Genomic DNA, 23,484 nt, shown 5'->3' with positions numbered 1-23,484 from the left:
GTAACAGGGTTACAGTTGTACCGACAGGTTGCTTTTGTTAAATGCTTTAATACGGTTCAGGAAGTTTTTCCAGTCGGTAAATTCACTTCTGTTTACAACAGGGTTATTAATTACCATCGTTTTATGAAGTGTTATTTTGTTACCCTGCGTTTCATAACTGGCCTGCATGGTATTCTTCATAAACTCACTGGTAAAGCTTTTAGGCAGTGATAAAGCTTTGCCACCGGCAGGCAGCTGCAGGGTTATTTCGTCGTTAGACGTATACACTGCATTAATATCAATAGGTGTTTTACGCTTGTCATCGGGAATAAACCGTGTAATAGTGCCGGGGAAGAAGTCAATATTAGTATAGTATCTGTTTTCAACAGTAGTTACCTGTTCTGCTAGGTCCACATCGCCTTCTATCACAATAGCCGAGTCTCTGTTTTTAAAGTCAGAAGTGCGCACATTGGTTACCTCTGCGTTTTTGTTGTTGAACTGGAGCAGACTGTTGATAAAGTCTTTACGTCTGTTGGTAGGCGTGTTGTTATAGATATAATGGAACAGGCTGCTGGTAGCGCCGTCAAAACTTACTTTTACGTGGCCGGTAATTTTATCGTTCTGCAACGTAAGCGTGGCAAGGGTATTATGACTGTTCTCGCTGGCTTTTGCTTCCGGTACAGCTTCTATTTTGTAAGTATCGCCATGTTCTACCAATACTTTCTTGCCCTGTATGCGGTAAGCATTGCGGCCCAGTGGCTGGTATTTTTCGGTACCATCCAGAAAGTAGGTAGTGCCTTTGTGATACAGTACGCAAATGGCGTGGTTATCCACACACATAGATTGTACTTCGGTACGGTCATACGGTAAGTCGCGGGTGCCTATCCAGGCAAAGTGTGCATCAAAGCCTGCTTCTTTTAACATGGCAGAGAGCAGGTTTGCCATGCCCTTACAATCGCCGTACTTGTTCTTGTATACTTCCTGTACCGACTGGGGTATAAAGCCCGCATAGCCTTCTTCAAAAGCAATGTAGCGTATGTTGTCCTGTACCCAGTAGTAGAGGGAGCGTATTTTTTCTTCATCGCTGCCTTTACCTTTGGTCAGCTGGTCTACTACGGTTTTAATGGTTTCCGGTTTGTTATCTGCCTTTTTATACAGGTAATTGTACCAGGCATACATATCATCTGGCCCTTTAAAGCCGTTGTATTGCTTTTTGTTAATGGTGTATGCGCGTACGGTAATAATCAGGTGAGGAAGGAAATAGGGCATCGCCAGGGAATACGGCTCGTGTTTAACGCCAGACAGGTTATCAGCTTCGTACTTGTAAATTGTATACCCCTTTTCCTTTTTCGTGGTTTTTTTGAAGTTATAGCCTTCAAAGTTTTTCTCGGCTATCTCCAGCTGCAGCCAGTCTGGTATTCTGAAACTCATACTGGTAGATTTAACCGGGAAACTCTGATGAAAGAACACACGGCTCAGGTACTTGCCATCTTTATACTCTGTAATGTATTTAAAGCGGCAACGGGTACCCGATTCCTCAGCGCGGAAGCCATAGAACAGACCATAGTTGTCATCCAGATACACACTCTCATCGGTAAGAGATACCTTTTCCGGTGGGTACTTCTGGCTTCTGAATGTGTTTTTGTAAAAGATTTCAAAATCGTAGTCTTTTAACCGGGCAAACGTGTTATCGGGAACCATATAGCCTACCACGGCCCTGTTTTCCAGTGCCACCATCTCCACAGTGCCTTTTTCTTCGGCAGTTACTACCGGAAGATCATTGAGACCTTTGGCGGTGCCAAAGGATATTTCCTTACTAATGTCGTACGCGCCGTATTTGGCTTTTTTGTCCAGCTTTTTCAGGAAAGAGGCGGCCAGCACGCCTTCGTCGTCAGCGGCCTGATATTGCGCCAGAGTGGCGGTTGATAACCATAAGCAGCAAAACAACCCTACAGTTGTCCTTTTCATGTAATTGTTGATTTAGGGCGTAACAAACTTAATAAAAAAGGGGCCACAGGCCCCCTTTTTCAGTGGAATATCATAAAACAGTAAAATGATTATACTTTCATTTTGCTCCGCAGGTCTTTGGAAATACCTTCTTTGTTAACCAGTAATCCAGTGGTTTTAAACTTCACATAGTTTTTGGTAACATATAAATATCCTTTGTAATCATTGCTTTCGCCCCATGAATTCTTTACAATGTAATACTCACGGCCGGTTTGGTCTTTTGCCAGTCCTACAATCTGCATACCGTGGTCGTCGGTAGTAGCGTAGTTGTCAAAAGCGGTCTGGCGCATTTCAGCGGTAATAGCTCTTTCTGGTTTAGGGCCGTTGAACATATCTGCTTTTTCTGCGTCGGTCATGTTAGCAAAGTCTTTCTCAGGTACAAAGGCAACACCATTTTTCCAGCTGAAATACTTTTCGCTAACATCGGTAGCCCAACCTACACTGTAACCGTTTTTCAGGGCGTTGTCAATAATAGCGGTCATGTCGTCCATCTGAACGTTGTAAGCATAATCAAAGCTCCAGTTGTCCTGAACAGGCAGGAATACTTTCTGGTAGTAAGGCTGATCGTTCAGAGAAGTCATTTCAATATAGTCAGCAGCATTCAGGCCTACCACTTCTTTAGCAAAAGTTTGCGGCGTATAGGTTTTGCCGTTGTACTCAAACTTCTCAGGTACCGTACCCAGGTAAGCGTCCAGTGCAGCGGTAAATGCCTTCAGCCAGTTAGGGGTTAACTGTCCGTTGCTGTTTTTAATAACACCGTCCAGCATAGCCTTCAGTACGTCCTGCATTTCGCTGAACTTGTTTACGGTAGTACCGTAGTTTAAGCCGTTGTATACGCTTTGTGGTAAAGCGCCGTATTTGGCGTACATATTTACCACATCATGCAGTTCGCCACCGTCGCCCCAGCTAACGGCGCCATGCATGCGTACATAGTTCTTTGCTTTTTCAATGTATACGCAACGGGCAGTATAAATCTCGGCAATATCTACCGGTGTTTTGCCTTTGCGTATCATTTCTGTTTCCAGAAAAGAGTTACCGGAATAGCTCCAGCAGGTTCCGCTGCTGCCCTGGTTTTTAATAGAAGTGGTTTCGATGTTAATGAGGGGGGTAAACGTAAATTTCTCTTTAGAAGCATCGCTTTTGTTGGCATTCAGCGAATTCACCAGATTATCCTGGGCCAGAAGACTGCCAAAAGGCAGCATGGCTAACAGCACCGCATACTTTTTGTTCATAACTAATGTACTCTGTTTTGGAAAGAATTTTTGGAGCGCTAAGGTAGGGGAATGCAGCTTTGTAAAACACGCTTCCAGGCTGCGTTATGGCCTGGAAAATGTTAAAACGGCCAGAAATAGCGTATGTTTCACAGGTAATTATAGAAAGGCGTGCAAAATTTTTATTGAAAACCAGTGTGTTACAGAGGTGTGTGGTGAAAAGGGCTGTGAAAACACCTGAAAAACCATTTATAGCTGTTACCTTTGCACTCCCGAATTTTTTGGGGCGCCATGCCGGGTTAGCGGCAGGTGAAATTTCTAAATGTAACATTAAAATGAGCAAACTTCATTTCACAACCAAGCATGCGAATGCGGCTACCGTGCAACGCAACTGGTACGTTGTAGATGGTACTAATCAAACCGTAGGACGTGTGTGTTCAAGAATCGCTTCTGTTCTGCGTGGCAAGAACAAGGCTTCTTACACACCACACGTTGACACCGGTGATTATGTAATTTTCATTAACGCCGATAAGGTGGTTTTCTCCGGTAACAAATTCGAAGACAAAACCTACATCAACTATTCCGGCTATCCAGGTGGTAAAAAAGAGGAAGCTGCAAAAGACCTGATTAAGCGTCGTCCTGAGGTAATTATTGAGCGTGCTGTTAAAGGTATGCTGCCTAAAAACCGTCTGGGCCGTAAAATGGTTAAAAAATTATTTGTGTACGCTGGCGACCAGCATCCGCACACTGCTCAGCAACCTAAAGAACTGAAGTTCTAATTTTACCAATCAAATTTCAAATTCCAAATTGTTATAAATGGAAAAGCAAAAGAATGCAGTTGGTCGTCGTAAAGAAGCCGTTACCCGTATCTTCATTAGCAAGGGTGAAGGCAAGATCACTGTTAACGATAAAGACTACAAAGAATATTTTCCGCTGGTATACCTGCAAAACCAGGTAGAAGCGCCTTTAAAGACTATCGAGTCTCTGGATAAATTTGATGTGAAAATAAACGCAACAGGCGGTGGCTTAAAAGGCCAGGCTGAAGCTGCTAAACTGGGTATTGCCCGTGCGCTGCTGGAAGTAAACGCTGAACTGCGCCCTGCTTTAAAAGCTGCAGGTCACCTGAAACGCGACCCACGTGGTGTTGAACGTAAGAAATTCGGTCATAAGAAAGCCCGTCGTAGCTACCAGTTCAGCAAGCGTTAATATTCACAATTTTCAAATCAAACTTTACAAATTAGTAAAATGGAAAATAACACTTCATTGCAACAGCAGTTACTCGAAGCCGGTGTGCATTTTGGCCACCTGCGTAAGAAGTGGAATCCTAAAATGTTGCCTTACATCTTCGCTGAGAAGAAAGGTATCCATATCATTGATCTGAACAAAACCGTAGATCACCTGCAGGAAACTGCAGCTGCTCTGAAGCAGATTGCGAAAAGCGGTAAAAAGATCATGTTCGTAGCTACTAAAAAACAGGCTAAAGAAATCGTTAGCGAGTGCGCTAAGAAAGTAAACATGCCTTTTGCTACTGAGCGTTGGTTAGGTGGTATGCTTACCAACTTCAACACCGTTCGTAAGAGCGTGAAGAAAATGCAGAGCATTGAAAAAATGCTGGCTGATGGCAGCGCTGAAAGCTTAACCAAGAAAGAGCGTCTGACTTTAACCCGCGATAAAGATAAAATGGAAAAAGTACTGGGCGGTATTGCTCAGCTGGGCCGTCTGCCAGCAGCTTTATTCCTGGTAGATATCGGACACGAGCACATTGCTCTGGCTGAAGCAAAACGCTTAGGCATCACCACCTTCGGCATGGTTGATACCAACTGCGATCCTAACAAAGTTGACTTTGCAATTCCTGCAAACGACGATGCTACTAAATCTATCGCTATCATCACCAATTACATCACTGCTGCTATTGCAGAAGGTTTAGCTGAGCGTCAGGCTGCTAAAGATGATGATGTGGAAGAAGTAGACAACGAAAACGAAAAGAAAGCTGCACGTATCCAGGCTGAAGCAGAAGCTGAAGCTGCACGTGGTGGTAAAGTACGCGGTGGTGCTCCTGCTAAACGCCGTGTTCCAGGTGGTGCAAGCCGCAGACCAGGTGGTCCCGGTGGTGCTCCAGGTGGCGCCCGCTAAGCTTCGCTTATAGATAATCGGATGAATGTTGAATCTTAAATGTTAGATGTAAAAATCATGTTCATTTAACATTCAACATTCCTCTTTTACAATAAAAACACACTATGTTGGATGCTGAATTATTCAGCACTTAACATTCAAAATATAACAAGTATGTCATCTGTAACAATTACAGCCGCTGATATTAACAAACTGCGCCAGGCTACCGGTGCTGGTATGATGGATTGCCGTAAAGCATTAACTGAAACCAATGGCGACTTTGAAGCTGCTATTGACTGGCTGCGTAAGCAAGGCCAGAAAGTTGCTGCTAAACGTAGCGACCGTGAGGCAAAAGAAGGTGTTGTGCTGGCTAAAACAACCGCTGACAACAAAACCGGTATTGTACTGTGCATCAGCTGCGAAACTGACTTCGTATCTAAAAATGCTGACTTCGTAGCTTTTGCTACCAGCATTGCTGACGCTGCTATCGCTAACAACGTAAAAAGCGCGGAAGAACTGAACGAGGTATCTATCAATGGTGCTAAAGTGGCTGATCTGATCAACGATAAGCTGACTGCTATTGGTGAGAAAATTGGTGTTAGCCGTTTTGAAAGAATTGAAGCTCCTTTCGTAGCCTCTTATATCCACGGTGCTAACCGTATGGGTGTACTGGTTGCTTTAGATAAAGATGCTGCTGAAGCTGGTAAAGACGTAGCCATGCAGATTGCAGCTATGAATCCTGTAGCAGTTGATCCTGAAAGCGTACCTGCTGAAGCAGTAGAGCGCGAAAGAGCTATTGTTACTGAGCAAATCTCTGCTGATCCTAAAATGGCGGGCAAACCTGCTGAAATGATCGCTAAGATTGCTGATGGCAAACTGAACGCTTTCTTCAAAGAGCAAACCTTACTGGCTCAGCCTTTTGTTAAAGATGGCGGTAAAACTGTAGCTGAATACCTGAAGAGCAATGGTGATGTGAAAGTACTGGGCTTCAAACGTGTAGCTTTAGGATAATCCTTCACAACCTCAATATATTAAGGAGCCCGGTAGTTATGCTATCGGGCTTTTTATTGGTGCAATATTTATCGCTTGCGTTTGGCCTGTTTATGTTGTATGCGTGTATATAGCTGGTGTTGTATACAGTAATCCTGTACCATTTCCAGAAACGGTTCTCCATACTTTTCCAGCTTTACTTCACCAAAGCCATTGATTTTTGCTATGTCGCTTCTGGTAATGGGCAGATAACTGGCCAGCTCGGTAAGGGTAGCATCGGAGAAGATGATGTAAGGCGGTACGTTTTCGCTTACCGCTATCTGCTTGCGTAACGTTTTCAATGCTTCAAACAGGTCTTTCTCTACAGGCTGTGCTATCTTCTTAGCCTCCAGTACTTCGGGTAGCGGCGCTTTTTCGTGGGTAACGGTGGTAAGCATTACCTGCACCTCTCCCTTTAGTATGGGCCAGCTGTCATCCGTCAACTGCAGTACCGGGTATTCTCCATCGGCCTGTTTCAGGTAGCCCAGCTGTATCATCTCTTTTAAAAAGCTGCGCCACTGGTCTTTGCTGTATTCCTTTCCCGCACCATAGGTTTTAATGCTCTGGTGCATGGGGCGGGTGGTGCTGCTGCCCCGCAGGAAATCTATAACGTAGTTGATGCCAAACCTTTCCTGTAAGCGGCTTACGGCGCTCAGTGCTTTTTGTGCGGCTATGGTCATATCCTGTTTTACCTGGTCGGTAAGGCATACATCACAGCTGCCGCAGTAGTTGCCGGCTTTCTCGTTAAAGTAGTTGAGCAGGTATTTACGGCGGCAGGTGCGCAGCTCGCAGTAATCCGCCATCTGCTTCAGCTTTTTCACCATCAGTTTCGACTGCTCTTCATTGCCTTCTACCTGTACTATTTTGGTCATCTTCAGTACATCGCCGCCGCTGTAGTACAAGATGGCTTCACCGGGTAATCCGTCGCGCCCGGCACGGCCGGTTTCCTGGTAGTAACCCTCCATGTTCTTGGGCAGATCAGTATGTATTACAAAACGCACATTGCTCTTGTTAATGCCCATGCCAAAGGCAATGGTAGCTACCATAATGCGCACCTCATCTTTCAGAAACTGCTCCTGCCGTTTTTCCCGCTCCTGTGGTTCAAAACCGGCGTGGTAGGCCAGGGCGTTAATGCCGTGCTGCTGCAGCTTTTCTGCCAGCGTTTCTGTACCGTTTCGGGAGAGGCAGTAGATGATACCTGCGTCAGACTCATGCGTGTTCAGGTAGTTTACCAGGTCGTCAAAATAGTTCTTACGCGGCTTTATAAAGTAGCTGATGTTGGGCCGGTTAAACGAGTTTTCAAAAGTAGCATAGTTGGTAAAGTGCAGCTTCTGAATAATATCGTTACGGGTAGGCACATCAGCTGTTGCTGTAAGTGCTATTACCGGTATGGTAGGAAAATGCTGTTTCAGGTTGCCCAGCAACAGGTATTCCGGCCGGAAATCGTGCCCCCAGGAGCTGATGCAGTGTGCCTCATCAATAGCAAACAGTGCCACTTTTACCTTCTCTTTCAGGTAGCTGAGAAAGTTGCGCTCGCCCAGTAAACGTTCGGGGGATATATACAGCAGTTTCAGGTTGCTTTTAAGGGCAATCTTGTTTTGCTGCGGTAAACGTTCCAGTATATCCTGCTGCTCGTAGTTGGAAAGGGTGGAGTTTAAAAAGGCGGCTTCAATACCGTTCTGGCGCAGGGCATCTACCTGGTCTTTCATCAGCGCAATCAGGGGAGAAACTACCACAGTCAGACCGTCCAGCGCCAGTGCCGGTATCTGATAACAGATAGATTTACCGCCGCCGGTAGGCATCAGTACCATAGAGTCTTTGCCCGCCATGGTATTTTCTATAATAGCCTGCTGGTTGTGCCGGAAAGAAGTGTACCCGAAATGCTCTTTCAACAGTTGCAGTAACCGTTCCGTTGTATGTGCGATGTTTTCCATACCACCCTCTCTCATTAAACGTGAAGATACTTAATCCCGGCACGATTATTTGCACGGTACAGCCTGTTAATTCAAAGCAACTATGACTATTTCACCAACCTACCGCTTTATACGCGTGCTGCAATACACCTGGAAAATGGATCTGCTTATTTTCTTTTCCTGTGTAATGGTATACTATGTGGATACGTACATAATAGAACGTTTCTTTATTCTGCCGCCGATTATACCCACTGTGCTGGGCCCGGCCATTGCCTTTTTTGTAGGCTTTAATAACAACCAGGCATACGACCGCTGGTGGGAGGCGCGTAAAATATGGGGGGCATTGGTAAACGACTCCCGCACATGGGCCAGAAACGTACTCTGTTACGTTATACCTGCCGAAGATGATACACAGACAGAGCTGATGAAGCAGCAAATGGTAAAGCGCCACATTGCGTTTATATATGCCCTTAAAACAGCCCTGCGCCCGCAGAATGATGTTACCTACCGCAAATACCTGAGCGATGAAGAACTGGGCCTGATAGAAAGCCACTCTAACATGCACAACGCTGTGCTGTTGCTGCAGAGCCGCGACCTGGAAACCCTGTCGCGCATGGGCTATATTGATGGGTTCCGTTATCTGGAGCTGAATAAAATGCTGGTAGCCTTTACGGATTCTATGGGCATGGCGGAGCGGATCAAAAACACCGTATTCCCCACTATCTATATCTTCTTTACCAAAGCTTTTATCTGGCTGTTCACCATTATGATTACCATGGTGTGCTCCCGTGAAATAGGGTTATGGTCTATAGTGATGGGCTCCATCGTAGGCTCCGTATTTCATATCACCCACTTTAACGGACAAACGTTGATGGACCCCTTCAGCACGCTTACTACCAGCATGCCGCTGAACCAGATAAGCCGTACTATTGAGATTAATCTGCTGGAAATGCTGGGCGAAAAGGATATTCCTGCTCCGGTGAAGCCGATTAACAACGAATACGTGATGTAGCCGGTTAAGAACGATGATTTGGCATTTGGGGAAAAATTCAGGTTATTTGCACCCACAAATTCCTCATTCATGCTACCGAAGTACAAACGTATCCTCCTGAAATTGTCGGGTGAGGCCCTGATGGGCGAGTCCAAGAACGGTTTCGATCCTTTTAACCCCCAGATCATTGAGCAGTATGCGAACGATATCAAAAGGGTAACCGACCTGGGTGTACAGGTAGCCATAGTAATTGGCGGTGGTAACATTTACAGAGGCATGAACGAGCATGACAGTGGCATTGAGCGTGCACACGGCGATTATATGGGCATGCTGGCTACTATGATTAACGGTATGGCCATGCAGGCAATGCTGGAGAAAATAGGCGTTTATACGCGCTTACAGAGCGCTATTAAAATGGAGCAGATTGCAGAACCCTATATCCGCCGCCGCGCTATCCGCCATCTGGAGAAAAACCGTGTGGTGATATTTGGTGCAGGTACCGGTAACCCGTACTTCACTACCGATACTGCCGGTTCACTGCGTGCAATAGAAATTCAGGCCGATGTTATTTTAAAAGGTACCCGTGTGGACGGTATTTACACCGCCGATCCGGAGAAAGACCCCACTGCTACCCGTTACGAGAAAATTTCTTTTCAGGAGTGCATCAGCAAAAACCTGAAAGTAATGGATATGACGGCTTTCACCCTGTGTATGGAAAACAAACTGCCTATCATTGTATTCGACATGAACACGCCGGGTACTTTATTGAAGGTGGTAGAAGGCCAGAACATTGGTACACTGGTAAGCTAAGCTACTCACATACAGGCTGCTGCGTATAGCGGCGGCACTTACGATATATCTGTGGAAGCCCGGAGCGTTTGTTCCGGGCTTCTGTTTTCCCGCCCGGCTAAACTGTGGATAAGTCCATGTCTACTCCATGTTTCCTCCGTGAATACTCCATACCAACCCGTAGGATGCTTCTGGTATCCTGCCACCATCCTGCCACCCATCAGAAAGGCATAGGCCACCGCAACATAGCTGTTAACAAATGGTAAACCGGACGAGGGGTGTATACTGACTGCAAAAGCCCCCTACCTGATGCAGGTCATATTGCCATTCCGCTTTTTATATTAGGTTTGAGGCTTTAAATCTTGTGCGCATGTCTATACAGAAAGCAATAGCTGATATAAGAACGGATTACAGCCTTAAAACGCTGGAGGAAGCAGAAGTGGCGGCGGATGCCATTGACCAGTTTAAGGTATGGTGGCAGGAAGCCATTGCGAGCGAGCTGGAAGAGGTAAATGCGATGACGCTGGCCACCGCTACTAAAGAGGGCATTCCCTCTGCACGCATTGTGCTGCTGAAGAGTTTTGATGAAAAGGGCTTTTGGTTTTTTACCAACTACGATAGCGCCAAAGGCCGCACCCTGGCAGAAAACCCACGTGCAGAGCTGGTATTCTTCTGGCGTGAACTGCAACGGCAGGTACGCATTAACGGTACCGTAAAAAAAGCCGCCGCACAGGATAGCGATGAATATTTCCAATCCCGCCCCGTAGGTAGCCGCATCGGCGCTATGTCCTCCCCGCAAAGTCAGGTAATCTCCTCCCGCGAGGTGCTGGAACAGAAGGTGGCAGAAAACACGGCAAAGTTTGAGGAGTCAGTGGTTATTCCCCGTCCGGATAACTGGGGTGGCTATATTGTGGAACCTTTGGAAATAGAGTTCTGGCAGGGCAGAAGCAGCCGCCTGCACGACAGAATAAAGTATACAAAAGCGGAGAATGGAAAGTGGAAGATAGAAAGATTGGCTCCCTGATAACAGACGGGGCCTTTTTGATGGTTGATGTCTGATATATAGCGGAAACCGGTATTACAAATCAGACATCATCACATCAGAAAGCTGCAATTAAGCTTGTAATTTAGCAGCAGCAGCTCTTTTAACGCTGGAGCTTTCAGGTCTTGAACTACGGCTTTTACCGTAAGAGCCTTTGAAGATTTTACCCTTCTTGCTCTTTTTATCACCTCTACCCATGGTAAATCAGTTTAATGGTTACAAAATAAGCGACGAAGCGCGAAATTCGTATATTTCAGTCAATAAAAAAGCAGAAGAATAAGCTATTCTTCTGCTTCTGATAATTTTTCCTGGCACCTACACCGTTATACTTTGGCGGAAAGCTCTTTACCAGCTTTGAAGCGGGCTACTTTTTTCGCCTTTATCTTGATTACTTCGCCGGTTTGAGGGTTGCGGCCGGTACGTGCAGCACGCTTGGAAACTGAGAAAGTTCCGAAACCTACCAGGGTTACTTTGCCGCCACCTTTCAGGGTTTTGGTAACAGCTTCTACAAAAGAATCTAATGTAGCGTTTGCCTGGGTTTTAGTGATGCCTGCATCTTCGGCTAATTTTGCAACCAATTCAGCTTTGTTCATAGTGTATGTTTTAAGTAGTGATTTATACTGAAACAAATTTATCGGCTTTTACCTACCAGCAAAATTTTTTTGAGCAACATTCACAGTTTCGCAACAGTCCTGAATGCCGCTCCTGATAAGCGTTATAGCCGATAAGTCCACTACTGTAAAATCACTGTATATACCTGCTTTTTTACTCAAACCCTTAGCTATAAAGCGTTTGAGCGTTTTGTGGCCTGTAATGCGGTGCTGTAGCGGCTTTGGAAGTAATATACAATAGTTTGGCCAATGACGAAACCACTTGAATAAGATTTCCACAATCAGTTCACAACCTCCATCAGCGAACGGAAAGAAATAACCCGAGCGCCCCATTTGCCCAGTATCTGCTGGCGTAACGCCGGGGCAAAAAGTTCCGTATACCGGTGGTAATCGGCCTCCGTAGCGGCATAATACTGCATGGCGTAGGTAGCACCTTCGGTTTCGTCGGTTTCCAGCAGCCGCACCATCTGCTGTTGCTGAAAGCAGCCTGTAGCCATTACTTCGGGTACATGCACGGTCTTCATCCATTTCAGCCACTGGTCGTGTATCAGCCAGTCTACCTTGGTGGTAATATTGTAAATCAGCATCAGTTCAGTTTAATTCAGTTCTAGGTAAACGGGGCAATGGTCGCTGTGTTTTACATCGGGGTAAATCTCCGCACCTTTCAGTCTGTCTTTCAGCGGCGTGGTAACACAGAGGTAATCAATGCGCCAGCCCTTATTTTGCAGGCGTACAGAAGGGAAACGTTGGCTCCACCAGCTGTATAAAGCCGGTTCCGTATGAAACTCGCGCAGGGTATCTACAAACCCGTTAGCAAGAAACTTGTCCATCCACGCGCGTTCTTCGGGTAAAAAGCCTGATGACTTCTTATTGCCTTTCGGATCATGAATGTCAATCTCTTTGTGCGCTATGTTGTAATCGCCACACACCACCAGATTCGGGCGCGTCCGTTTCAGTACATCCAGGTAATCATAAAACTCATCCAGCCACTGGTATTTATAAGTCTGGCGTAAATCGCCACTGGTGCCGGAAGGGAAGTAGGCATTCACCAGTGTGATATCGCCAAAGTCCAGCCGTATCACCCGGCCCTCTGCATCGCTCTGCATAATGCCATTGCCAAAAAACACTTCATCGGGGTGTATACGGGTAAACACTGCCACACCACTGTACCCCTTTTTATCGGCACTGAACCAGTAAGTGCTGTAACCCAGCTCTTCAATGGCTGCATAGTTTACATTGTCTTTATGCGCCTTGGTTTCCTGCAGACAGATGATATCAGCCGGATCGGTCTTCAGCCAGTCTATAAACCCTTTGGTAATAGCGCTTCTGATTCCGTTAACATTATAGGAGATAATACGCATTGTGTATTCAATTGTAGCTGCAAAGTAATACAACAGTTAATACATAACTTGCATAACTGATTAAAAAGAGCAATAGAATGGAAGCGAAACAAGATCCCAATCGTATTATTCCGGCCGGCACTATGAATGCTTATCTGGATGGCCCCAAGCCCCGTATGTATGAGCTGAGTTTTGTATGGCAGGTGTTCTGGCAGTTTATTAAAGGATTCCGCAACCTGCATTTTGCAGGCCCCTGTGTAACGGTATTCGGTTCTGCACGGTATAAAAGCGATCATAAATACTATCAGGCAGCAGTGGAGTTTGGTAAACGCATTGCGGGTATGGGTTTAACTACCATGACGGGTGGTGGCCCCGGTATTATGGAGGCGGCTAACAAAGGTGCGTTTGAAAACAACGGCATGTCTGTAGGCTGTAACATTATACTGCCGCACGAGCAGCACGCCAATCCCTACCTGCACAAGTCCATCAATATCAAATTCTTTTTTGTACGTAAAGTGCTGCTGGTAAAGTATTCGTACGCATTTGTAATTATGCCCGGTGGCTTTGGTACTATGGATGAGTTTTTTGAAACACTTACCCTGGTACAAACCAAAACCATTAACGATTTTCCGATCGTACTATACGGCAGGGAATATTATCAGCCCCTGATGAATGCAATGGAAGATATGGCCAAACAAGGCACTATATCGCCCGATGATATGAAGCTGGTATTAATTACCGATGATATGGATGAGGCTATTGAACATATCGCCAAGTACATCCGGTTAAACTATAAAGTGCGCACAAAGGATAGAAGGTTGTGGTGGTTGTTTGAGAAAAAGTAAGGGCCTGAAGTGGGCGGTATTTTATAGCAGCGGTTTAATCGTATATAGTGTGCTTAAACTTAAGGCTTGTAATTACACAGACGGCTGCAATAGCCTGGCCACAGAGGAAGGTGAAAACTAAAAGGATGGTGTATCAGGTTCGATACACCATCCTTTTATTCAACTATGCTGATGGACTCAGTTTTTGTTTACGCCATTCTCTGAGCCTTCACTTTAATCCAGAATAGGACGCAGCCATCTCTCCGCTTCATCTCTGCTCAGGCCTTTACGCTGAAGATAATCTTCAAACTGATCGTTGCTGATTTTATCAATACCAAAGTACTGGCTCTGCGGATGACTAAAGTACCAGCCACACACAGAAGAGGCCGGATACATAGCCAGCGATTCCGTTAACGTAATGCCGGTATTTTCTGTAGCATTCAGCAGATCAAACAGCTTGTATTTCTCTGTATGGTCCGGGCAGGCAGGGTAGCCGGGGGCAGGGCGTATACCTACGTATTGCTCTTTAATCAGGTCTTCGTTGCTCAGTTGCTCGTTGTTTACGTAGCCCCAGTATTCGGTTCTTACTTTCTTGTGCAACAGTTCAGTAAAGGCTTCTGCAAAGCGGTCTGCCAGGGCCTGTAGCATAATCTTGTTATAATCATCAAAGGCAGCTTCCAGTCGTTTAATATGCGGCTCTATGCCTTTAATGGTAACAGCAAAGGCGCCTATGTAATCGTTGGCTTTATCGCTGTCGGCCGCTGCGGGTTTAATAAAGTCGGCCAGTGACAAGTTGGGCAGGTTGGCTGCCTTCTTCACCTGCTGGCGAAGGAATTCCAGTTTAATGTCACCGGAATTGGCGTCGCCCTGTTTTACCAGTACAGAGTCGCTACCGGTACGGGTAGCAGGCCAGAAGCCTATTACGCCGTGGGCAGAGAGCCATTTTTCTTCGATAATCTTGTTCAGCAATGCATTTGCATCGTTGTACAGTTTGGTAGCTTCTACGCCAATTACCTTATCGGTAAGCAGGTCGGGGAAACGGCCACCCAGCTCCCAGGAAATAAAGAAGGGCCCCCAGTCTATAAACTCGCGTACCTCGTTCAGGTCGTAATTGTCAAACGTTTTAATGCCAGTGAAAGCAGGGGTAACAGGTTCGTAGTTATCCCAATCTACCTTCACGGGGTTTTGCTGTGCTGCTTCGTAAGAAATGTATTGCTTAACAGATTTCTTCTTACCAAAGTCGTCACGCAGCCTGGTGTATTCTTTAGAAATACCTTCCAGAAAGCCGCCTTTCTGCTCTTTGCTTAACAGCGAACCAGCTACGGTAACACTTCTGGAGGCGTCCAGTACGTGTATTACGCCCTCACCGTATTCCGGTTCAATTTTAACAGCAGTATGGGTGCGGGAGGTGGTAGCGCCACCAATCAGCAAAGGCTGTGTCATATTACGGCGCTTCATTTCACGGGCTACGTGTACCATCTCATCCAGTGAGGGGGTAATCAGTCCGCTGAGGCCGATGATGTCTACATTCTCTTTCTGCGCGGTGTCCAGTATTTTATCTGCCGGCACCATTACGCCCATATCTATAATATCATATCCGTTACAGGCCAGTACCACACCTACAATGTTTTTACCAATGTCGTGTACATCGCCTTTAACGGTAGCCATTAATATTTTGGCTGCGCCGCCCTGCTGGGCCAGCGGGTTGTTTTTCTTTTCCTCTTCAATAAAGGGGGTCAGCACCGCTACGCTCTTCTTCATTACGCGCGCACTTTTAACCACCTGTGGCAAAAACATTTTACCGGCACCGAACAAATCACCCACTACGTTCATGCCGTCCATTAACGGTCCTTCAATTACTTCCAGCGGGCGGTTGTATTTAACGCGGGCTTCTTCGGTATCGGCTTCAATATAATCTGTAATACCGTTTACCAGTGCGTGTTTCAGGCGTTCTTCCACGCTGGTATTGCGCCACGCGTCATCTTTCTTCACCTCTTTGCCCGAAGCCTTAACGGTTTCTGCAAAGGCAATCAATTTATCGGTAGCCTCGTTATTGTCGTTGTTGCGGTTCAGAATTACATCCTCGCACAGGTCACGCAGTTGCGGTTCAATCTCTGAATATACCTGTAACTGACCAGCGTTAACAATACCCATATCCATACCTGCCTGAATGGCGTAGTACAGGAATACAGAGTGCATAGCTTCGCGCACCGGCTCGTTACCACGGAAAGAGAAAGACAGGTTACTTACACCGCCGCTTATTTTAACCAGTGGATATTTCTGTTTAATAATACGGCAGGCTTCAATAAAGTCTACCCCGTAGTTGTTGTGCTCTTCCAGGCCGGTAGCTACTGCAAATACGTTAATGTCGAATATGATGTCAGATGGGGAAAAGCCTACCTGCTCCGTCAGTATCTTATATGCCCGTTCAGATATTTCCACTTTGCGTTCCATGGTATCTGCCTGTCCTTTTTCGTCAAAGGCCATTACAATTACCGCAGCGCCATAGCTTTTACAGATAAAAGCCTGTTCAATAAACTTCTCTTCTCCTTCTTTCATGGAGATGGAGTTTACGATACACTTGCCCTGTACACACTTCAACCCCGCTTCAATAATGTGAAACTTGGAGGAATCAATCATTACCGGAATCTTAGCTATATCCGGTTCGCTCTGCATCAGGTTCAGATAAGTGGTCATGGCCTGCACCCCGTCTAACAGGGCGTCATCCATGTTTACGTCAATCACCTGTGCGCCGCTTTCCACCTGCTGGCGGGCAACGCTTAAGGCTTCTTCGTATTTGTTCTCCTTAATCAGGCGTGCAAACTTTTTAGAACCTGTTACGTTGGTGCGCTCACCCACGTTAACAAAGTTGGTTTCTGGACGAACAACCAGGGGTTCTAAACCGGAGAGACGTAAATAAGGCTTTATAATGCTCATGTAATGCGTACGTTGAAAATATCTACTGGGTATCTGTTAAAGTGTTGTTTCCAGCACAGGTAACTGCCGGGGCTGAAACTTTTTCACATAGTCTGCTATATGCTTAATGTGGTCGGGCGTGGTGCCGCAGCAACCGCCTACTATATTCACAAATCCGTTGGCTGCCCACTCTTCAATAAAGTGCCCCGTTTCATGCGGCGCTTCATCGTACTCGCCCATGGCATTAGGTAAGCCTGCGTTGGGGTAGGCAGAGGTATAACAACCGGCAATGCTGCTCAGCTCTTCTACGTGGCTGCGCATTTCAGAAGCACCCAGCGCGCAGTTCAGGCCTACGCTTAAGGGGCTGGCATGGCTTACCGAAATATAAAATGCCTCCAGCGTTTGTCCGCTAAGCGTACGTCCGCTGGCATCGGTAATGGTACCGCTGATCATAATAGGCAGCGTACCCGGTCCATCCGGTTTGCCGGTAGTATCGGTAAAGAACTTACGGGCTGCATAAATGGCGGCCTTGGCGTTCAGTGTATCAAAAATGGTTTCAATCAGTAACAGCTGTGCGCCCCCTTCTACCAATGCTTTAATCTGATCGTAGTAGGCGTTGGCTACCTCATCAAAATGCACGGCACGATAACCGGGGTTGTTTACATCAGGCGATAAGGACAGGGTTTTGTTCATAGGGCCAATGGCGCCTGCTACAAAACGGGGCTTGTCGGGGTTCCGGGCCGTATAAGCATCTGCTGCTTTACGGGCCACACGGGCGCTGGCCACGTTCATTTCATAAGCCACTTCCTGCATGTCGTAATCGGCCTGGGCTATTACGGTACTACTGAATGTGTTGGTTTCAATAATATCCGCACCAGCTTCCAGGTATTGCCTGTGAATTTCTTCTATAATATGGGGTTGTGTAATGCTCAGCAGGTCGTTGTTGCCTTTTACATCGCAATGCCAGTTGGCAAACTTCTCTCCGCGGTAATCCTCTTCCTGTAGCTTGTATCGCTGAATCATAGTACCCATTGCACCGTCAATGATCAGAATACGCTCCTTCAAACATTCCTGAATTGTTTTCATGCCTATCCCTCCTCTCTTAAACAGGAGAACTTGTTTTTAGTAATGAATAGTGTCTGAATTGGTAAACGTGTAGGAAAACTGCGGGTGAGCCTCTTTGTACGTTTATTAGTTCAGATTTTTTTACAGGCCGAACAATAAACAAATCTGCCTGACGGCGCAAAGATAATACATAGGGAGCATTTTACCGGTTACTGATATAGCTATCTACCGGCAGGCGGTTGGCCAGACTACGACCAAGCGTTAGTTCATCGGCATATTCCAGTTCGCCCCCAAAGGCAATACCACGTGCAATAGTGGTAACCTTACAGGGTAAGTGTTTGATTTTCTTTTGAATATAGTAAATGGTAGTGTCGCCCTGTATATTGGGGTTAAGGGCAAATATCAGTTCTTCGGTCTGTTCTTCTCCAATGCGGTGTACCAGCGACTCTATGTTCAGCTGATCGGGGCCTATGCCATCCAGCGGGGAGATAATGCCACCCAATACATGGTAGGTACCGCTGAACTGCTGGGTAGTTTCCAGGGCAATTACATCCCGGATATTCTCTACCACACAAATCTGGCGTTGGTTGCGGAGGCGGTTGGCGCAGATAGAGCAGATTTTGGCATCGCTGATGTTAAAGCAACGCTGGCAGAACTGAATATCACGCCGCATGCGCGTGATGATATCGCCAAATTGCTGCACTTCACCCACTTCCTGTTTCAACAGGTGCAATACCAGGCGTAAGGCTGTTTTTTTACCAATGCCGGGCAGTTTGGAAAACTCATTCACCGCACTTTCTAACAACGAAGATGGTAACTGCATACTACAAAGTTACAACCGCAGCACTGAATAATTCCGTTAATTGGGCCGCTTGCGCAAGCCGCCACTCTGTAGTCCGGAACCGTTACCGGCGCCGGATAAACCACCGGGGTTTCTACCCGGGCCCTTCCTGCCGGGTTCTTCGCTGTCAAAGGGGCTGCCGGGGCTTACATCCCATTCGTTATCCCAGTTGGCGCGTACATTTATTTTGGCTGGTTTGGCCGGTACTACTATCTCGGGTTGGCGCCTGGTTTCAGATAACCAGAACTGGCCGGGTGTCCAGGTGCTGTCGTTATTGGTATCGTACAGTATTCTTAAGTCATAATCACCCGGCTGAAACAGCTTAACCGACCATTGCTTTTGGGTAATAAAAACAGAGTCTATCGTTTTTTCATTCTGCTGTATCAGCAGCATGGGGCGTTTAGCATAGTCAATATTTTCAAAGTGCAGCTTTATACTGCCGTAGGCATTTTCCTTTTTGGTGCTGAACTCCAGGGTATCTGTTTTATGAATATTTACATCGCCACTGTCAGTAGCTGCCTTGCTGTTGATAATCAGTTTAAAGTATTGAGCGGGCTGCCAGGGATACTTCAGGGTTAATTTGGTAGCGGTGGTATCCGCCCATTCCACAGAAAGCTGTTTGGGTAATACCTTATAGTTGGTATCCGTTAAAATAAACTGCGAACTGTCGAAGCTGCGTAGAGGGCGGCTGAAACTTATTTGCATATCACCAAGCACATCCTGCTCACCGCCGTTTACAGAAGTTGCGGTTATTTTCAGGCGTTTATCTTCTTCGTCTTTGTTTTTATCTTTTTTCCTGTTGCCGGATGTGTTGGTATTGGTAGATGGCTTTTTCGGCTGCTCTTTGTATTCGTTATAAGCGTACAGGGTTACCGGCGGGGTATGGGTACTCACCTCAATAGCACTGTCTAAAAAGGCGAAAAGCTTGGTGCTGTCATCGTACTTCTTGCCATAATCGTTCGGCATAATAAACAGGTTAAACTTAGATGCCGGCAGGTTAGTAAATTGAAAATGTCCCTGTCCATCCAGTTTGGCGTAGTACCGGGGCGATCGTTTGTATACTGCACTATCATTCAGGTCGCGATGCAGTATAGCAATGAGGGTGGTATCCAGTTTGCCGGTTTCGGCCAGTTGTACCTGCCCTTCCAGAAAGTTACTGTCTATATAATCACCCGTGCTGAACACATAAGTCAGCTCACGCGCCACGTTGCCTTCGTTTACGTCTTTAATAGAGTGGCCGAAGTTAATGGCGTAAGTGGTATTGGCTTCCAGACTATCGCGCAGTTTTACGGTAATGGTGCGCAGTTTGCCATCTACCTGTGGCTGGTTTTTAGGATAAGGCGAAACAATCAGGTTTTCCATCGGGTTATCAATGGTAACATACTCATCAAACTCAATCACAATCTTGTTGCCGGTAAAATTAGTCACGGAATCCCGCGGAACGGCACGTACCAGCACCGGCGGCAGCGAGTCTCTGGGTCCACCGCTGGGAGGTACAATATTGGCACAGGAAGGCAGAAGTTGAAGGGCTGCCAGTAAAACCGCTATCGCAAAAGCCGGAAAATATGAGTGTTTCATCCGTAAACGCATATAATTTGCAAACATAGGTTGTTCGCGTTATCCCTCTTCGTCCTCTGCCGCTATTTCGTGCAGTTTAACAGCCATATTATTGGTTTTAACAAATTGGCACCAGTGGCAACCTTTTTTTCCGCAACCGGTGTAAAAGTCGCGGGCCTGTATTTTGTCCCAAACCATCCGTATCTGCTGGCTAACGGTGGTAATATCCTGCGGGGTAACCACCACTTTGCGTTTCTGATATTCCTTTTTCCTGTCCGGCTCTATAAAGTCAAACTCAATACTTGCCACGTTCCACAATTTCTGGTCATATGCATCTACCAGTATCTTATAAAAAATGGCCTGCCGCCAGTAATCGCCGCCGTTCGGGCATTGCTCACCAGGGGGGGCCAGTTTTTCAAGCGCTTTATCCGGATCGCCGGTTTTATAATCCACCACATTGGCTTCCTTGCCCCAAAACTCCAGTTTATCCAGCTTGCCTTTCAGGGGTATGCCGTTTGCCAGTACGCTTTTGAAATTCCTTTCAATGGAAGTGATTTTGTGCCATTGGTGTACGTATTTGTGGTAATAAGCCGATAACACATCGTTGCCGTATTCCAGCCTTCTTTTGTATTGCTCAGGGGTAAAGTCTTCACGGTGGTGGTGCATGTACTGCTCAAAACCGGTAATAAACTCTTCCAGTGGTCCAAACTCGTCACGGTTCAGTTTCATTTTCTCAAACAGTCTTTGCAGGGCATGGTGTACGGCCGAGCCAAATCCGGTAGCCTCGTTTTTGGGGGAAGGGATACGTACCAGATTTTTATAATAGAATTCCAGCGGACATTTGAGATAGCTGTTGAGGGCTGTTACATTCATTACAAACTTCTCCAGCTTATGGGTAACCCAGTCTGCCTCTACACGGGCAATCTCCGGTGCCTGGGGGCGCTGGAAGGCCAGCCCCTGGAATACAAATGCTGTTTCTGAATCAACAGGTGGAGTTTCTACCGGCAGGGAAAGCTGCTCCTGTATCTCTGCCAGAAACAGGGAAGGCTCCAGTGCTTTACCATCGCTTTTAAAGCGGCTGTACGAAACGGCCAGATGTTGCTCTGCACGGGTAAGCGCTACATAAAACAGGCGGCGTAGTGCATCGTGATTTTCCTGTGTGCCGTTGGCAGAAGAAGAAAACAGGGTATCGGGCATGGCGTAACCTGGGCCGGGCTTGCGTTGCTTTTCCCAGGAGGCAGCATTACAGCCGGCCAGAAACACATGCTCAAACTCCAGCCCTTTAGCATCATGGGCAGTAAGCAGGTTTACCCCTTTTTCGCTGCCGCTTACCTGTACCATAGGAATGGGAATGCGTTCCCGCACCATCAGATCTGTAATAGCCACAAATTCACGCAGGTTTAAAACGGGGTTGCGCCGGGTTTCTGCTTTTACAAAGTCGAATAGTGCTGTCAGCTCCTGCATCAGTGCCATCTTATTACTGCTGGCTATAATCAAGCTGAGTACGCCTGCTTCACGTATGCTACTTTCAAACAGCTGTTGCAGGGGCAAATTGGGTACATCGGCTATCAGCTTTTCCATAATCGCGCCGGCCTTTTTCAGCTGCGGGTGAATGGATAGGCTGAACAGGTCTTTAGGAGGCTGATTACTTTTTTCGGCCAGTAGCTGACGCAGCGTAGTTTTCCGTTCTCCGTACTTACGTGCTGCGGCTTCCACGCTCAGTTGGGCTATCTCAATAGCAGGTATCTGAAACCAGTCGAAGTGTAATATTTCAAACAGCATTTCATCTCCTCCGTATGCCATATCGTGTTCAGCAGAAAGGTAACGTAGCAGCAGCAGCAGTTTTTTTGCCATGGGCAGGTGCAGAAGGTTTACACTGCGCTCGCTGTACAGCGGAATGCTGCGGGCGCTGAAGTATTCCGCAAAACCTTCGCCATATAGGCCTTCATTATAAATAACGGCAATACGGCCGGGTGCTATGTTGTGTTGCTGCAGCAGTTTTTCTATCTCCAGGGTAATATGTATCATTTCATGCTGCTGCGTATCGTATTCCCTTACCACAGGCCGGTGCGATGAATGTATCAGTTGCTCATTGGCGGTAATCAATTCTTTACTCAACCCGTTTACCTGGTTTACCAGCCGTTCCTGATTGTGGTTAATTACTGCTTTGGATACATCCAGTATGGGTTGTACAGAGCGGTAGTTGCTGGTAAGTACTACGGTAAGCAGATCGTTTTTATAGTTATCTGCAAAGTTGAGCATGTGGTTAATATCAGCGCCCTGGAAAGGGTTAATACGCTGGTCATCATCGCCTGCCACAAAAATGCCCGGCTTTTCCCGGACGTTAGTGATCAGTTGTACCAGCCGGTTCTGCGTTTCACTGATATCCTGATAGTCATCAATCAGTATATACCGAAAGCGTTCCTGATGGTGGCTGAGCATAGGGGCGTTCTCTTCAAATGCACGTATTACCTGGTTGATTGCATCGTCAGGGTCGTATCGTCCGCGCTGGTGCATCATATCTTCAAAGCGGTCAAACTCGTTTACTGCAGCACGCAGCTTTTCCATTTTCTCCTGTTCTGCTGCAATCTTATCTGTACGTATATCGCCTTTCTTAAAGGCTTTTACTGCGTTTTCGGCAATATACTCATCCCGCAGGGGCAGGTCGGCCAGGTAGCTGTTTATCTTACTGTTCATAAACGCCGGTGTCCAGCCTTCGCGTTTCATGGTACTGAAAAGCAATTGCAGGCTGGTGATTTCAAAGTATACATCACCCCGGTACCGCTTCAGCGGATGGTTTTTAGGAAACCCGTCAATCAGCTGTTTTAATATCCCAATGCGTTCCGGTTCTGAGATGGGGGCCTGGGCTGTTTGCTCAAACTGCAATGGGTTTTCCTGTATTACATGGTTACAGAAGGCTTGAAAGGTATAGATGTTTATTTTACAGGCATCGGCACCTATAATGTTGAACAGGCGTTTGCGCATAGCTATTACGCCGGCATCGGTATAGGTAAAGCAAAGAATGTTGTGGGGATGGGCATCGGTTTCCAGTAGTATTTTGCCAATGCGTACGCTTAGTATCTGCGTTTTTCCCGTTCCGGGGCCTGCAATTACCATTACAGGCCCTTCAATGGTATTTACGGCCAGTTGTTGTTGGGGGTTAAGTTGCTGGTATACCTGTTGATACTTTTCTGCTTGTAACTGTTTACCTGCCATCATATAAAGGTACGGTTTGTTATTTTTGCCTTACTCATCAA

General features: G+C 46.5%; 20 protein-coding genes. 8 read left to right on the top strand and 12 right to left on the bottom strand.

Going from position 1 to position 23,484, the window contains the following annotated elements; translation table 11 throughout:
- Positions 1 to 9: 9 nt before the first annotated feature.
- Both IEY13_RS26800 and IEY13_RS26795 read right to left on the bottom strand, forming a co-directional pair.
- Positions 10 to 1,947 carry a transglutaminase-like domain-containing protein gene (locus IEY13_RS26800; protein ID WP_188958271.1) on the bottom strand — a complete coding sequence of 646 codons (1,938 nt, stop codon included), beginning with the start codon at positions 1,945 to 1,947 and terminating at the stop codon, positions 10 to 12.
- An 89-nt stretch (positions 1,948 to 2,036) separates the two neighbouring features.
- Complete coding sequence (locus IEY13_RS26795) at positions 2,037 to 3,218, bottom strand: C1 family peptidase (protein WP_188958269.1); 1,182 nt, start codon at positions 3,216 to 3,218, stop codon at positions 2,037 to 2,039.
- A gap of 314 nt (positions 3,219 to 3,532) precedes the next feature.
- Between IEY13_RS26795 and rplM the strand changes: the two genes are divergently transcribed.
- From rplM to tsf, 4 genes are all read left to right on the top strand, one after another.
- The gene (rplM, locus tag IEY13_RS26790) at positions 3,533 to 3,976 is read left to right on the top strand and encodes a 50S ribosomal protein L13 (RefSeq protein WP_188958268.1); all 444 of its coding nucleotides are present in this window, start codon (positions 3,533 to 3,535) and stop codon (positions 3,974 to 3,976) included.
- 37 nt (positions 3,977 to 4,013) lie between these two features.
- Entirely contained in the window at positions 4,014 to 4,403 is a 390-nt protein-coding gene (rpsI, locus tag IEY13_RS26785; protein WP_188958266.1) for a 30S ribosomal protein S9, read from the top strand.
- 39 nt (positions 4,404 to 4,442) lie between these two features.
- Positions 4,443 to 5,330, top strand: a complete 888-nt coding sequence (gene rpsB, locus IEY13_RS26780; protein ID WP_188958264.1) for a 30S ribosomal protein S2 — start codon at positions 4,443 to 4,445, stop codon at positions 5,328 to 5,330.
- Positions 5,331 to 5,483: 153 nt separating this feature from the next.
- A complete protein-coding gene (tsf, locus tag IEY13_RS26775) occupies positions 5,484 to 6,320 on the top strand; it encodes a translation elongation factor Ts (RefSeq protein ID WP_188958262.1) in 837 nt (278 codons plus the stop codon).
- Positions 6,321 to 6,388: 68 nt separating this feature from the next.
- On the opposite strand, the gene recQ is transcribed toward tsf, so the two are convergent.
- On the bottom strand, positions 6,389 to 8,272 hold the full coding sequence (gene recQ / locus IEY13_RS26770) for a DNA helicase RecQ (RefSeq protein ID WP_188958256.1): 1,884 nt from the start codon (positions 8,270 to 8,272) through the stop codon (positions 6,389 to 6,391).
- An 82-nt stretch (positions 8,273 to 8,354) separates the two neighbouring features.
- On the opposite strand from recQ, the gene IEY13_RS26765 reads away from it, so the two are divergent.
- The 3 genes from IEY13_RS26765 to pdxH all read left to right on the top strand — a co-directional run bounded on the left by IEY13_RS26765 (position 8,355) and on the right by pdxH (position 11,055).
- Positions 8,355 to 9,263 carry a bestrophin family protein gene (locus IEY13_RS26765; protein WP_188958254.1) on the top strand — a complete coding sequence of 303 codons (909 nt, stop codon included), beginning with the start codon at positions 8,355 to 8,357 and terminating at the stop codon, positions 9,261 to 9,263.
- A 69-nt stretch (positions 9,264 to 9,332) separates the two neighbouring features.
- The gene (gene pyrH / locus IEY13_RS26760; protein ID WP_188958252.1) at positions 9,333 to 10,052 is read left to right on the top strand and encodes a UMP kinase; all 720 of its coding nucleotides are present in this window, start codon (positions 9,333 to 9,335) and stop codon (positions 10,050 to 10,052) included.
- A 349-nt stretch (positions 10,053 to 10,401) separates the two neighbouring features.
- The gene (gene pdxH / locus IEY13_RS26755) at positions 10,402 to 11,055 is read left to right on the top strand and encodes a pyridoxamine 5'-phosphate oxidase (RefSeq protein WP_229688035.1); all 654 of its coding nucleotides are present in this window, start codon (positions 10,402 to 10,404) and stop codon (positions 11,053 to 11,055) included.
- Between the two features lie 90 nt (positions 11,056 to 11,145).
- On the opposite strand, the gene IEY13_RS26750 is transcribed toward pdxH, so the two are convergent.
- The 4 genes from IEY13_RS26750 to IEY13_RS26735 all read right to left on the bottom strand — a co-directional run bounded on the left by IEY13_RS26750 (position 11,146) and on the right by IEY13_RS26735 (position 13,045).
- Entirely contained in the window at positions 11,146 to 11,271 is a 126-nt protein-coding gene (locus IEY13_RS26750) for a 30S ribosomal protein THX (RefSeq protein WP_188958250.1), read from the bottom strand.
- Positions 11,272 to 11,396: 125 nt separating this feature from the next.
- A complete protein-coding gene (locus IEY13_RS26745) occupies positions 11,397 to 11,702 on the bottom strand; it encodes an HU family DNA-binding protein (RefSeq protein ID WP_262891995.1) in 306 nt (101 codons plus the stop codon).
- Between the two features lie 263 nt (positions 11,703 to 11,965).
- Positions 11,966 to 12,271 carry a DUF4286 family protein gene (locus IEY13_RS26740; protein ID WP_188958248.1) on the bottom strand — a complete coding sequence of 102 codons (306 nt, stop codon included), beginning with the start codon at positions 12,269 to 12,271 and terminating at the stop codon, positions 11,966 to 11,968.
- 9 nt (positions 12,272 to 12,280) lie between these two features.
- On the bottom strand, positions 12,281 to 13,045 hold the full coding sequence (locus IEY13_RS26735) for an exodeoxyribonuclease III (protein ID WP_188958246.1): 765 nt from the start codon (positions 13,043 to 13,045) through the stop codon (positions 12,281 to 12,283).
- Positions 13,046 to 13,122: 77 nt separating this feature from the next.
- On the opposite strand from IEY13_RS26735, the gene IEY13_RS26730 reads away from it, so the two are divergent.
- Positions 13,123 to 13,869 carry an LOG family protein gene (locus IEY13_RS26730; protein WP_188958244.1) on the top strand — a complete coding sequence of 249 codons (747 nt, stop codon included), beginning with the start codon at positions 13,123 to 13,125 and terminating at the stop codon, positions 13,867 to 13,869.
- A gap of 213 nt (positions 13,870 to 14,082) precedes the next feature.
- Here the strand turns inward: IEY13_RS26730 and metH are convergent, their stop codons facing one another.
- The 5 genes from metH to IEY13_RS26705 form a co-directional block, all read right to left on the bottom strand.
- Complete coding sequence (gene metH / locus IEY13_RS26725; RefSeq protein WP_188958242.1) at positions 14,083 to 16,785, bottom strand: methionine synthase; 2,703 nt, start codon at positions 16,783 to 16,785, stop codon at positions 14,083 to 14,085.
- Positions 16,786 to 16,821: 36 nt separating this feature from the next.
- Entirely contained in the window at positions 16,822 to 17,850 is a 1,029-nt protein-coding gene (locus IEY13_RS26720) for a homocysteine S-methyltransferase family protein (protein ID WP_188958240.1), read from the bottom strand.
- Between the two features lie 181 nt (positions 17,851 to 18,031).
- A complete protein-coding gene (recR, locus tag IEY13_RS26715) occupies positions 18,032 to 18,652 on the bottom strand; it encodes a recombination mediator RecR (RefSeq protein WP_188958238.1) in 621 nt (206 codons plus the stop codon).
- Between the two features lie 36 nt (positions 18,653 to 18,688).
- Positions 18,689 to 20,248 (bottom strand): Ig-like domain-containing domain, encoded by a 1,560-nt coding sequence (locus tag IEY13_RS26710; protein WP_188958236.1) that lies wholly within the window; start codon positions 20,246 to 20,248, stop codon positions 18,689 to 18,691.
- 39 nt (positions 20,249 to 20,287) lie between these two features.
- Positions 20,288 to 23,446, bottom strand: a complete 3,159-nt coding sequence (locus tag IEY13_RS26705; RefSeq protein ID WP_229688034.1) for an ATP-dependent helicase — start codon at positions 23,444 to 23,446, stop codon at positions 20,288 to 20,290.
- Positions 23,447 to 23,484 lie beyond the last annotated feature (38 nt).

Origin of the sequence: Filimonas zeae, assembly GCF_014641615.1 — a bacterium.
Taxonomy (GTDB): domain Bacteria; phylum Bacteroidota; class Bacteroidia; order Chitinophagales; family Chitinophagaceae; genus Filimonas; species Filimonas zeae.
This window is presented reverse-complemented; position numbering and strand designations above follow the sequence as displayed.